Source organism: Sandarakinorhabdus oryzae, from assembly GCF_009733735.1.
In the GTDB taxonomy this organism is placed as follows: Bacteria; Pseudomonadota; Alphaproteobacteria; order Sphingomonadales; family Sphingomonadaceae; genus Sandarakinorhabdus; species Sandarakinorhabdus oryzae.
The window spans coordinates 1-12,198 of record NZ_WNJP01000084.1 but is presented as its reverse complement, the minus strand read 5'-3'; the positions used below and the strand labels follow the sequence as shown (position 1 = coordinate 12,198).

Here is a 12,198-nt window from a genome sequence, read left to right as displayed (position 1 = left end):
CCCGCGCCGAGCGCAGCGCCGAACGGCTGGCCAATGCGTCGGCGCGGCTGGCCCCGGCGCTGGCGCGGCCGCTCAACCTCGACACGCAGAAACTCGCCCGCGTCGGTGCCACGCTGCGCCCGTTCTTGATCGAGCAGCGGCTGGCCACAGCCGCCACCCGGCTGGCACAGGCGGATCGCATGCTCGCCAGCCTCAGTCCGCTCGCCGTGCTGGGCCGCGGCTATGCCATCGTCACCGGGCCCGATGGCCATCTCGTGGCTTCGGCCAGCGCCGCTGCCGCAAAGCCAAGCTTGACGATCCGCTTCGCCGATGGCGAAACGCCGGTGTTCACCAAACCCGCCTCACCGCAGGGGAGTCTGTTCTGATGCTCGATCGTTTCGGCCGACCGGCCCGCCTGCTCTATGAATCGGGCAGCTACCGCATCCTCGAAGCCGGCGACCATGTGCTGTGCGCCGTCACCGGCCAGCGCATCAACCTGGCGGCCCTGCGTTACTGGAGCCACGAGTTGCAGGAGGCCTATGCCAGCGCCGACATCGCCAGCCGGCGCTATGCCGAAATGCGCGCCAAGGGCCAGTTCCCGGCGTGATGCGGTACCTGGCCTTGCCGTTGTTGGTGGCAACCGCCGCCATCACCGGTGCGGCCGCCCCCTTGCCGCTGGTTGAACCGACGATCACCGCCGTGCAGGGCGAGTTGCTGATGGCCGCCCTGCCCGCCGGCAGCCATGATCTGCGCCTCGATGACCAACCGCTGCACATCGATGCCGATGGCCGCTACATGCTCGGCGTCGATCGCGATTTCACCGGCACCCGGCGGCTGGACTGGATCACGAAGGACGGACGCAGCGCCCATCGCCTGATCACGGTGGCGGCGCGCGAATGGGATATTGATCGCCTGCCGGCGCGCCTCAACCCACCGGCCGACCCCAACGCACCGCGCAACCTCGAATATGAAGCCCGGCGCGAAGCCGAGATCGCCCAGGTCAAGGCCGCCCGCGCCGACGTCTCACCCTGGCCGTTCTGGCGCGCGGCGTGGCAGTGGCCGGCGACGGGGCGCATCTCCACCCATTTCGGCTCGCAGCGCGTCTATGGCGACGTGCCGGCGAGCTATCACGGCGGCATGGACATTGCCGCGCCCAGTGGCGCGCCGGTGACCGCGCCGGTGCCGGGCGTGGTGCGGTTGGCCACCGGGCCGTTCGCGCTGGAAGGCAATCTGGTGATCATCGATCACGGCCGCGGGCTGTTCTCGGTGATGATGCATTTGTCGAAAATCGACGTGAAGGTGGGTGACATCCTGGCCCAGGGTGACCCCGTTGGCCGCATCGGCAGCACCGGCCGCTCGACCGGGCCGCACCTGCACTGGGGCCTGACCTGGAACGGCATCAAGGTCGATCCGGAGAAGCTGGTGCCCCCGATGCCCGTCAAGACGCCAGAAGCCGGCCGTTGAGCGACGCGCCGCAGCTGTTTGCCCTCAATCCGGCCATCGACCGCGCCGCGGTGCGCGCCGCACTGGCCCGCGATCGCTTCGTGCAGGTCGAAGATGTGCTGCTGCCAGATGCGGCGGAAACCCTGTGGTCGATCCTGCGCGAAGCGACGCCGTTCGGCCTGGCCTGGGCCGGCGAGGGTGCGCCGCATGGCCAGCGCCTGCGGCAGGACCAGTTGCGCCAGCTGAGCCCGCAGCAGAAGGCGGCGATGGGCAATGGCGCCGCCGCGGCCGCGCGCGCCGGCTATTTCGCCTTCCTCTATGGCCAATATCCGCTGGCCGAAGCCGCGCGCGAACAATGGCATCCCGGCCACCCGCTTTATCAGCTGTTCGAGGAGATCAACGGGCCCGAGGCGCTGGACTTTGCCCGCGCGGTGTCCGGCATCCCCGGCCTCACCGTCGCCGATGCCCAGGCCACCCTCTATGGCCCCGGCCATTTCCTCACCGAACATGACGACCACGTGGAGAAGGAGGGCCGCCGCCTCGCCTATGTGCTCAACCTCACCAAGGATTGGCGGGCGGACTGGGGCGGCTATCTCAACATTCTCGATGCGCGCGGCGACATCGTCGCCGGCCTGAAACCGCGCTTCAACTGCCTCAACCTGTTCACCGTGCCGCTGCAGCACAATGTCGGCGTCGTCGCCCAGTTCGCGCCGATTGGCCGCTATGCCATCACGGGGTGGTTCCGCGATTTCTGAAATGGCGCCCCGCTCATTCCACGATGCGCTTCACGCGCACCGCGCTCTGGCCCGCGACATTGGCGAAATAACTGCCCAGCGCCGCCTTGCGGATGCGCACCGTCATTCCCGGCTTGGGATCGTGGCGGAAGCTTTCATTGTCGGTCTGCAGCCAGGTGCTGCCATCGTCGAGCGTGAAGCGCCAGCCGGCGGTGCGTGACGGGCGGGCGGCGGTGATGGTCCCTTCGATCTCGGTCAGGGCGCCGCGCTCGTCCTTCTTCTCGCCCTTGTCGGCGGCTTCCTTGTCCGATCCGAACAGGTTGAAGCTGGGCAGGGTGAGGCCGAACAGGCTGCGCCGCGCCTTCTTCACCTGCTCGCGATCGGCGACCAGCACGTCACGGCTTTCGACGGCGCCGGCCAGCGCCGCCACCCCGGCATCGAGGCAGGCCAGCCGCGCCGCAGAGTCAGTGAGCGCACGACAATCGAGCAGTTTCTGCACCACAGCCGGCGGCGCCTCTTTCGGCTTGTCGGCCGCCGCGGCGGGGGCGGCGATCAGCAACAGGATGGCGGCAGCGGTGCGCATGGGTCAACCTCGTCTTGGCGTCTCGCGCCTTCGATACGCCATCGCCGCAATCTCGCCAACCGACTTGCCGAGCCGCCAGCGGCGCGCCATGACAGGCGAAACGGAGGGGACATGATCAGAACGCTCGCACTTGCCTTGGCCCTGGCCACCAGCGCCGCCGCCCAGACGCCGACCATGGCGCCCGACATCGGCGCGCCGTTCAACGCGGTCACCCCGGCGGCCGATTATATCCGCCGCGAAGTGATGATCCCGATGCGCGACGGGGTGAAGCTCTACACCGTCATCGTCATGAAAAAGGGCACCACGAACGGCCCGATCCTGCTCACCCGCACCGTCTACAACGCCGCCAAGACGACATCGCGCAACCCCAGCCAGCAGATCACCGAGATCCTGCCGGTCAGCGATGCCGAGCTGGTCACCGATGGCTATATCCGCGTCTATCAGGACGTGCGCGGCCGCAACAAATCGGAAGGCGACTATGTCATCACCCGGCCGCTCAGGGGCCCGTTGAACGCGACGGCGACCGATCACAGCACCGATGCCTGGGACACGATCGACTGGCTGGTGAAGAATGTGCCCGAAACCAATGGCCGGGTCGGCATCACCGGCTCGTCCTATCCGGGTTTCACCAGCCTGATGGCGCTGGTCGATCCGCACCCGGCGCTGAAGGCCGCGGTGCCGATGTCCCCCATGGTCGATGGCTGGATGGGGGATGACTGGTTCCACAACGGCGCCTTCCGCCAGACCATGCTGGATTATTTCACCGCGCAGACGGCCACGAAAGGCGATGGCGATCCGGTCGCCACGGGCCGGCGCGACACCTATGGCGAGTTCCTCAGCGCCGGCTCGGTGGGCGGTTATATCGCCCGCTATGGCCTTGATCAGCTGCCGGGCGTGAAGAAACTGATGGAGCATCCATCATACGACAGCTGGTGGCAGGGCCAGGCGCTCGACAAGATCCTGGGCGCCCGCCCGCTGACGGTGCCGACCATGCTGGTGGTGGGCCAGTGGGATCAGGAAGACAGTTATGGCGCGCCAGCCGTCTATCGCGCACTGGAGCCGAAGGACACGGGCAACAACATGCTCAGCCTGGTGATCGGGCCGTGGCGGCACTCGGGCGTCAATTATGACGGCTCGGCGCTTGGCGTGCTGAAGTTTGCCGGCGATACCGGCCTGCAGTTCCGCAATAGGGTGATGAAGCCCTTCCTCGATGCCCATCTGAAGACCGGCGCCCCGGCTTTCGACGCGCCGCCGGTGTTCACCTATGCGGTCGGGGCCGACCGCTGGGAGCGGCACGACCGCTTCCCGGCCGGGGAGACGGTCAATCTCTACCTCGACGACCGCTTCAGCCTGTCGCTGAACGCGCCGGCGGCGAAGGCCGCACATGATGACTATGTTTCCGATCCGGCGCACCCGGTGCCGTTCGTGCCGGTGCCGGGCAATGTGCGCGACCGCTCGGTGTGGACGACCTGGCTGGTCAGCGACCAGCGCCATGCCAGCGTGCGGCCCGACGTGGTCACCTATGTCTCGCAGCCGCTGAAGGCGCCGCTGCAGATCCACGGCCAACCGCAAGCCAATCTCTTTGCCAGCACGTCGGGGACCGACAGTGATTGGGTGGTGAAGCTGATCGACGTTTTCCCTGAGGAAAACAGCGCCCAGCCCGATCTGGCCGGGCTGCAGCTGGGCATCGGCATGGAGATATTCCGCGGCCGCTATGTGAAGAGCTTCGAAAAGCCGGAGCCGCTCACCCCCGGCAAGGCCGAGCATTACCGTTTCCTGCTGCCCGGCGTGAACCATGTCATCCCCGCTGGCCACCGGTTGATGGTGCAGGTGCAGTCGAGCTGGTTCCCGCTCTATGACCGCAACCCGCAGAAATATGTGCCCAACATCTTCACCGCCCGGCCTGAGGACTACAAACAAGCGACACAGGGCGTGTGGCGCGATAGCGTGCGGCCCAGCCACATCGCCTTGCCGGTGATCGGCGGGGCGGCGGCGGCCAGGGCGGCGCTCGCCAACTGATTTTCAGGCAGATCAATTCTCAACTGGGGACCAACCACATGCTTGCCACCTTCCCGCTCACCACGCTGGCGCTCGCACTGGCGCTGCTGGTCTATTTCTGGACCAGCCTGAACGTCGGCCGCGCCCGCGTGGCCTATGGCGTGGCGGCCCCCGCCGCGTCGGGCCATCCCGAGTTCGACAAGCGTTACCGCGTGCAGATGAACACGGTGGAGCAACTGGTATGGTTTGTGCCGGCGCTGCTGATCGGCGCGCCGGTGCTGGGCGACGCCATTGCCGGCGGCGTGGCCCTGCTGTGGTCGGTGGGCCGCATTGTCTTTGCCACCGCCTATTACAAGGATCCGGCCAAGCGCGGGCCGGGCTTCCTGATGACCTTGCTGCCGACGGCTGTGCTTGTCGTCGCCGGCATTTGGGGCGCCATCACCAACCTTTGAACCGACAACCGGCCCGGCGTCCGGGGATAGGGACGCCGGGCCGGCGACAGGGACGCGGCCATGGCAGGGAGAGTGCCGCGCCCGGGAGAGCTCAGAACCGCCAGCCGACGCCGACCCCCACGATCAGCGGGTTGATGTCGGCACGCAGCGTGTTGACCGCCGCGCCCGTGGTGAGCCGGGCGTTGCTGTGCATGTCGACATATTTGACGTCGACATTGACGAACATCTTCTCATTGATGTCGAAATCGGCACCGGCCTGGAGGGCAAAACCCCAGCTGTTGGACAGGTTCACATGGGTGGCGCCAATGGCGGTGTTGAGCTGGCTTGACGCCTTCTCGTTGTAAAACAAGGTCCAGTTCACCCCGGCGCCAACATAGGGGTGAATCTTGCCCTCCGGCGCGAAATGATATTGCAGCGTCAGCGTTGGCGGCAGCACCCAGGTGCAGGCCAGCCGTCCGACCGCCGCAAGGCTGCCGCCGCCATCAATGCAATGCTTGGTGGTCGCCGCGATCAGCTCGACGCCGACATGATCGCTGATCATGTAGGTGAAATCGATTTCCGGCGCATAGGCGTTGGTGATGCGGCCACCACTGGTCGGGAAGCTGGGCAGTACCGGACCCACCTTCTCCTGCGGCTGCACGGTGATCGCCCGCAGCCGCACCAGCACATCGCCCTGCTTGGCCAGCGCCGGGCTGGCGGCCATGGCCAGCGCCAGCCAAGCCGCGGTCCTGATTTTCGTCGTCATTGTGTCGCCCCTGTTGGTTGTGCTGGCCGGTTGTGGCGGGCGGGACGCGGCTTCTCCTTGATCTGGCGCAAGAAATGCCTAGGGGCGATCCCCATCCGCAATCATCCGTAGCACCCAATATGAAGGGCTGGCGCGGCCCGCGCGGCGCTGTCAGGCTCCTCCACAACAACAGTGGAGGATCATCATGGGCACACTTGACCGTCGCGTTGCCTTCGTCACCGGGGCCGCCAGCGGCATCGGCCGCGCCTGCGCCATTGGCTTGGCGGCCGAAGGCGCCATCGTCTTTGCCACCGATATCGATGCCCCAGGCGGCCGCGAGACAGTGGCGATGATCGAAGCCGCCGGCGGCCAGGCCACCTTCCGCGGCCAGGACGTGGTAGAGGAACCGCGCTGGGCCGAACTCGTCAAGCGCGTCATGGATCTCTATGGCCGGCTCGACATATTGGTGAACAATGCCGGCATCGGCACCTCGGGCCTGATCACCGAGGTGACGCTGGAACAGTGGAACCGGCAGATGGACATCAACGTCACCAGTTGCTTCCTCGGCATCAAGCATGCCCTGCCGGCGATGCGGACACCGCGGCCCGATGGCCATGTCGGTGGCTCGATCGTCAACATCAGCTCGGTGGCGGGCCTCGGCGGCTCGGCCGCCATGTCGGCCTATTGCGCCAGCAAGGGCGCGGTGCGGCTGCTCACCAAGGCGGTCGCCATGGAATGCGCCGCCATGAAGGACGGCATCCGCTGCAACAGCGTCCACCCCGGCATCATCGACACGGCGATCTGGCAGAAGATCGACACCTCAGGCTCCCTCTCGGCAGCGCTCACCGGCGCCATCCAGCCGGGCGCCAATGCCATCGATGTCGATGTGGTCGGCGCCGGCGCCCCGGTGGGCTTTGCCGGCAAGCCCGAGGACATCGCAAATGGCGTCGTCTTCCTGGCCAGCGATGCCAGCCGCTACATGACCGGTTCGGAACTGGTGATCGACGGCGGGTGGACGGCGCACTGAGCGGGGTGCGGGCCCCCGCGACCACAAACAAACAAGGCGGGGTGCGGGGCCCCTGCGACCACAAATCGTTACGGCGTCACCCGCAACACCCGGCCCCGATCCTCGTCCGTCGTCACCCAGATCGCACCATCCGGCGCCACCCGCACATCGCGGATGCGCACATTGAGCGACGGGAAGATGCGTTCCTGCCCGACCACCTTGCCGGCGGCATCAAGGTCCACCCGCCGCACCTGCTGCGCCGCCAGCGCGCCGACGATCAGATCGCCCTGCCAGTCCGGCCACAGCGCGCCGCGATAGACGGCCAGGCCCGACGGCGCGATTGACGGCACCCAGACGACCTTGCCATCGATCATGCCCTTGTAGCGCTTGAACGGGCTGATCGTCGCGCCGCTGTAATCCAGGCCGAAGGTGGCGACCGGCCAGCCATAATTGCCGCCGCGCTGGATCAGATTGATCTCATCGCCGCCCTGCGGCCCATGCTCATGTTCCCACAGCCGGCCGGTGACCGGATCGACGGCGAGGCCCTGCGGGTTGCGGTGGCCATAGCTCCAGATGCTGGCTTGCGCGCCCTTCACACCCACAAAGGGATTGCCCGCCAGCGGCCGGCCATCGTCAGCCAGGCGCACGATCTTGCCCAGGCCGGACTGCAACCGCTGCGCCTGCTCGCGATAATCGAAACCGTCGCCCGTGGTCATCACCAGGCTGCCGTCGTTCAGGAAGGCCATGCGCCCACCGAAATGCACCGGCGTGTCCTTGGCCGGGCTGACCTGGAAGATGACCTTGGCATCCACCAGCCGGTCACCATCAAGGCGCGCGCGGGTGATGCGGGTGAAGTTCGCGTCCTTGGTGCCGGCGGCATAAGAGAGATAGAGGAGGCCATTCTCGGCAAATTTCGGGTGCAGCACCACGTCGAACAGGCCGCCCTGGCTGGCCAGCCGCACCGCCGGCACGCCCGCCACGGCACGCGGCTTGCCGCCGGGGGTAAGCCGCAACAGCCGGCCGGCGCGTTCCGTCACCAGCACATCACCGCCCCATTTTTCCTTGGGGAGGAAGGCCACGCTCCACGGGTGATCCAGCCCGCTGGCCATCACCTGCACCTGCTCGGCACGCGCAGCAAACGCCGAAAACGCCACCAGATTCAGAGTTATTAACAGCTTTTTATTGAAGATGACCATTTTCGACGAATCAGCCCTTCCCTCGCGATTCCATCATGGCGTAATGCAGGACAACGAACAGGAAAAACTATGGCAAGCATCAAAGACCTGTTGCGTAAGGATATCGTGAAATCCGGCCCGGCCTGGTCCGCCGCGGTTCTGGTCACCACCGCCATCGCCAGCATGGTGCAAAGCTGGCAGGTGCAATCCGGCCTGCGTGATCTTGGTGTGGAAATCCCGGCCAGCGTGGCGCTGGAAACGGCGGTGCGCGATTTCACCGGCCTGCTGATTCCACTGCTCCTCGTCTTCGGCTTTGCCCTGCTTGTCGCCTTCGGCATCGCGCACTGGCTGAAACCGCGCGTGCCGCTGCTCGCCCCCATCGCCTGGCCGTTGGCCGGCGGCTTCGCGATTGCCGCCGTGCTGGTCGCCATGCACGCCCGGTTCCAGACCACCCCGCTCGCCGGTGCCCGCGGGCTGGATGGTTTCGTGTTGTTCTGCCTGGCCGGCGCCATCGGCGGCTTCGTGTTCGGCTGGCTCAAACCGCGCTGAGCGTCATTTCCGCAACACCCCTACTTGTGTTGCTTTGAAGCCACACCATATCCTCCCCTGAACAGGAGGACGTGCCTCAATGAACATCGAAAAATTCTCCGATCGCGCCAAGGGGTTCCTGCAATCGGCGCAGACGGTGGCGATCCGCAATTCGCACCAGCGTTTGGCGCCGGAACATGTCCTGAAAGCACTGCTGGAAGATGATCAGGGCCTCGCCTCCGGCCTGATCAAGGCCGCCGGCGGCACGCCCGCCACTGCCCTGCAACTGACCGACCAGGCGCTGGCCAAGATCGCGCAGGTGTCGGGCAGCGGCGCGCAGTCCCTGGCGTGGGACAATGACACGGTGCGCGTACTCGACAGCGCCGAACAGGTGGCGGTGAAGGCCAATGACAGCTTTGTGACCGTCGAGCGCCTGCTCGTCGCCCTCGCGCTCGCCACCACCACCGAAGCCGGCAAGGCGCTGAAGGCCGCTGGCGTCACCCCGCAGGCGCTCAACGAAGCCATCAACAGCGTGCGCAAGGGCCGCACGGCCGACAGTGCCGGCGCCGAAGACAGTTTTGACGCGTTGAAGAAATATGCCCGCGACCTGACCGAAGCCGCCCGCGCCGGCAAGCTCGATCCGGTGATCGGCCGCGACGAGGAAATCCGCCGCACCATCCAGGTGCTCGCCCGCCGCACCAAGAACAACCCGGTGCTGATCGGCGAGCCCGGCGTCGGCAAGACCGCGATCGCAGAGGGCCTGGCGCTGCGCATCGCCAATGGCGACGTGCCCGATGGCCTGAAAGACAAAAGGCTGATGGCGCTCGACATGGGCGCGCTGATCGCCGGCGCCAAATATCGCGGCGAGTTCGAGGAGCGGCTGAAGGGCGTGCTCGACGAGGTGCGTTCCGAAGGCAGCGACGTCGTGCTGTTCATCGACGAAATGCATACCCTAGTGGGCGCCGGCAAGGCCGAGGGCGCCATGGACGCCTCCAACCTGTTGAAGCCGGCGCTGGCCCGCGGCGAACTGCACTGCATCGGCGCCACCACGCTGGAAGAATACAGGAAGCATGTCGAGAAGGACGCCGCGCTCGAACGCAGGTTCCAGCCCGTCCTTGTCGGCGAGCCGACGGTGGAAGACACGATCTCCATCCTGCGCGGCCTGAAGGAGAAGTACGAACTCCACCACGGCGTGCGCATCACCGATGGCGCCATTGTCGCCGCCGCCACCCTTTCCAACCGCTACATCGCGGACCGCTTCCTGCCCGACAAGGCCATCGACCTGATGGACGAAGCGGCATCGCGCCTGCGCATGGAGGTGGAGTCCAAGCCCGAAGAGATCGAGGCGCTCGACCGCCGCATCATCCAGCTGAAGATCGAGGCTGCCGCACTGTCCCGCGAAACCGATGCCGCGTCCAAGGAGCGGCTGACCGCGCTCAACGCTGAACTGGCCGGGCTGGAGGAGGAATCCGGTGCGCTCACGCTGCGCTGGCAGGCCGAGAAGGAAAAGCTGGCCGGCGCCACCCGCATCAAGGAGCAGCTCGACGCCGCCCGCCTGGAAGTGGAGCAGGCCCAGCGTGCCGGCGATTATGCCAAGGCCGGCGAACTGACCTACAGCCGCATCCCCGAACTGGAACGCCAGCTGGCCGAAGCCGAGCAGGTGACCCAGGCCGCCATGGTGCGCGAGGAGGTGACCGGCGACGATATCGCCGCCGTCGTCAGCCGCTGGACCGGCATCCCGGTGGACCGGATGCTGGAAGGTGAACGCGACAAGTTGCTGAAGATGGAGAGCATCCTGTCCGCCCAGGTGATCGGCCAGGCTGCCGCCGTGAAGGCCGTGTCAGCCGCCGTGCGCCGCGCGCGGGCCGGCCTGCAGGATCCCAACCGGCCGCTGGGCAGCTTCCTGTTCCTCGGCCCGACGGGCGTGGGCAAGACCGAGCTGACCAAGGCGCTGGCGCAATTCCTGTTCGACGATCCGCGCGCCATGGTCCGGCTCGACATGTCGGAGTTCATGGAAAAGCACAGCGTTGCCCGGCTGATTGGCGCGCCTCCCGGCTATGTCGGCTATGAAGAAGGCGGCGTGCTGACCGAAGCCGTCCGCCGGCGGCCCTATCAGGTGGTGCTGTTCGACGAGGTGGAAAAGGCCCATGGCGACGTGTTCAACGTGCTGCTGCAGGTGCTGGATGATGGTCGGCTGACCGATGGCCAGGGCCGCACGGTGGATTTCACCAATACGCTGATCATCCTGACCAGCAACCTGGGCAGCCAATATATCGCCGCCCTGCCCGATGGCGCGCCGGTGAGCGAGGCCGAGCCGCAGGTGATGGAAGTGGTGCGCGGCCATTTCCGGCCCGAGTTCCTCAACCGGCTCGACGAGATCGTATTGTTCCAGCGCCTGGGCCAGGACGCGATGGCGCCGATCGTCGATCTGCAAGTGGCCCGCGTCGCGGCGCTGCTGAAGGACCGCAAGGTGACGCTGAACCTCACCGACGCCGCCCGGCGCTGGCTGGCCCGGGTCGGCTATGACCCGGTCTATGGCGCGCGGCCATTGAAGCGCACGGTGCAGAAGCACCTGCAAGACCCGCTGGCCGAACTGATCCTGGCCGGCAGCGTGCCCGATGGCAGCACGGTGAAGGTGGACGAAGGCGACGGCAAACTGGTGCTGGTGGCGGCATAAGCCGGGGTGACGGCGGGGACGTCAGAACCCCGCCACCACTTGCAGCAAAGCCTGCCGCCCAACCGGGCCATCCATCCGTCCGGCATCGCCAACATTGCTCACACTCGCCACGACCCGCACACGGGCGCTCAGCTGGCGCTCGACGCTGGCATCCACGCCACTGCGCGCCGAAAGGCCCGCTTGCGACGACCGCTGTCGCCAGCCAGCCGTGAACGCCCACGGACCCGTTTCGAGCGTCGCCCGCACCAGGCTGGCGAAGCGTGGCACCGGCAGCGGCGTCACATCGGCCCGATCATGCCAGACCCCTTGCGCAGTGAGGGCCAGTTGCGCGCCGGGCGACACCCGACCGCGCCAGCTCGCCGCCACGTCCACCGCCTGCACCCGCGCTGCGCCCAATGACTGCCAGCGCCGATCAAGCGTGAGCGCGAACCCCGGCACGAAGGCCGGCGTCGCGATCAGCCCAAGGCTGCGGCTGATGCCGCTCGCCGTCGCGAAATCATCGATCCCTCGCGCCAGCTGCCCGCGCAGCGCGATACCGGGGAACATTTCCCAACGTCCGCCCGCTTGCCACAGCGTCTCGGTCCGACCTGCCAACCACGCCTGCCGCACACCCAAAGTCGCCACCAGATTTTCAGCCGCCGGCCGATCCTGCAGGATCGGCACTGCGGCTTCGGCAAACAGCTCCCGCGCCCGCACCAGTCCCGCGCCCAGCCGCAGCTGCCGCCATTCGGCGCCGGCGGCCAGGCTGATCGGCTCGGCCGCACCCGGCAGCACCAGGCCGGTGGAGCCGCTCACCACGGCCCGGGCCTGCGCCAACTGGCTGCTGGCGGCGGACTCCTGCTGGCCACCGGTGGCCGCCACCAGCCGCCACTGCCAGCGCGTTCCGCCCGAAAGGCCCA

General features: G+C 67.1%; 12 protein-coding genes and 1 pseudogene. 9 read left to right on the top strand and 4 right to left on the bottom strand.

The annotated features are described in order from the left end of the window. From GJ693_RS09580 to GJ693_RS09565, 4 genes are all read left to right on the top strand, one after another. A partial coding sequence (locus GJ693_RS09580) for an exodeoxyribonuclease VII large subunit (protein ID WP_328598828.1) occupies positions 1-365 on the top strand: 365 nt, incomplete at its 5' end. Beyond that, positions 365-586, top strand: a complete 222-nt coding sequence (locus GJ693_RS09575; protein ID WP_156256086.1) for a DUF2093 domain-containing protein — start codon at positions 365-367, stop codon at positions 584-586. The genes GJ693_RS09580 and GJ693_RS09575, both read left to right, overlap by 1 nt. Beyond that, a complete protein-coding gene (locus GJ693_RS17670; protein WP_156256087.1) occupies positions 586-1,443 on the top strand; it encodes a M23 family metallopeptidase in 858 nt (285 codons plus the stop codon). Before GJ693_RS09575 ends, GJ693_RS17670 begins: the two co-directional genes overlap by 1 nt. Continuing rightward, complete coding sequence (locus GJ693_RS09565; RefSeq protein WP_156256085.1) at positions 1,440-2,177, top strand: 2OG-Fe(II) oxygenase; 738 nt, start codon at positions 1,440-1,442, stop codon at positions 2,175-2,177. Before GJ693_RS17670 ends, GJ693_RS09565 begins: the two co-directional genes overlap by 4 nt. A gap of 13 nt (positions 2,178-2,190) precedes the next feature. On the opposite strand, the gene GJ693_RS09560 is transcribed toward GJ693_RS09565, so the two are convergent. Beyond that, on the bottom strand, positions 2,191-2,739 hold the full coding sequence (locus GJ693_RS09560) for a hypothetical protein (protein WP_156256084.1): 549 nt from the start codon (positions 2,737-2,739) through the stop codon (positions 2,191-2,193). Positions 2,740-2,850: 111 nt separating this feature from the next. Between GJ693_RS09560 and GJ693_RS09555 the strand changes: the two genes are divergently transcribed. Next, on the top strand, positions 2,851-4,758 hold the full coding sequence (locus GJ693_RS09555) for a CocE/NonD family hydrolase (protein WP_156256083.1): 1,908 nt from the start codon (positions 2,851-2,853) through the stop codon (positions 4,756-4,758). Positions 4,759-4,796: 38 nt separating this feature from the next. Continuing rightward, positions 4,797-5,189, top strand: coding sequence for an MAPEG family protein (locus tag GJ693_RS09550; RefSeq protein ID WP_156256082.1), 393 nt, complete (start codon positions 4,797-4,799; stop codon positions 5,187-5,189). 91 nt (positions 5,190-5,280) lie between these two features. Here the strand turns inward: GJ693_RS09550 and GJ693_RS09545 are convergent, their stop codons facing one another. Beyond that, positions 5,281-5,934 carry an OmpW/AlkL family protein gene (locus GJ693_RS09545; RefSeq protein WP_156256081.1) on the bottom strand — a complete coding sequence of 218 codons (654 nt, stop codon included), beginning with the start codon at positions 5,932-5,934 and terminating at the stop codon, positions 5,281-5,283. 184 nt (positions 5,935-6,118) lie between these two features. Between GJ693_RS09545 and GJ693_RS09540 the strand changes: the two genes are divergently transcribed. After that, on the top strand, positions 6,119-6,940 hold the full coding sequence (locus GJ693_RS09540; protein WP_156256080.1) for an SDR family NAD(P)-dependent oxidoreductase: 822 nt from the start codon (positions 6,119-6,121) through the stop codon (positions 6,938-6,940). A gap of 68 nt (positions 6,941-7,008) precedes the next feature. Here the strand turns inward: GJ693_RS09540 and GJ693_RS09535 are convergent, their stop codons facing one another. Continuing rightward, positions 7,009-8,115, bottom strand: a complete 1,107-nt coding sequence (locus GJ693_RS09535) for a PQQ-dependent sugar dehydrogenase (protein WP_156256079.1) — start codon at positions 8,113-8,115, stop codon at positions 7,009-7,011. 69 nt (positions 8,116-8,184) lie between these two features. Between GJ693_RS09535 and GJ693_RS09530 the strand changes: the two genes are divergently transcribed. Beyond that, positions 8,185-8,643: a hypothetical protein gene (locus GJ693_RS09530; RefSeq protein ID WP_156256078.1), complete on the top strand. Its 459-nt coding sequence runs from the start codon at positions 8,185-8,187 to the stop codon at positions 8,641-8,643. Positions 8,644-8,722: 79 nt separating this feature from the next. Then, positions 8,723-11,299: an ATP-dependent chaperone ClpB gene (clpB, locus tag GJ693_RS09525; protein WP_156256077.1), complete on the top strand. Its 2,577-nt coding sequence runs from the start codon at positions 8,723-8,725 to the stop codon at positions 11,297-11,299. A 21-nt stretch (positions 11,300-11,320) separates the two neighbouring features. Here clpB and GJ693_RS16880 read toward each other — a convergent pair. Next, positions 11,321-12,198 (bottom strand): annotated as a pseudogene (locus tag GJ693_RS16880) (hypothetical protein); the annotation flags it as partial.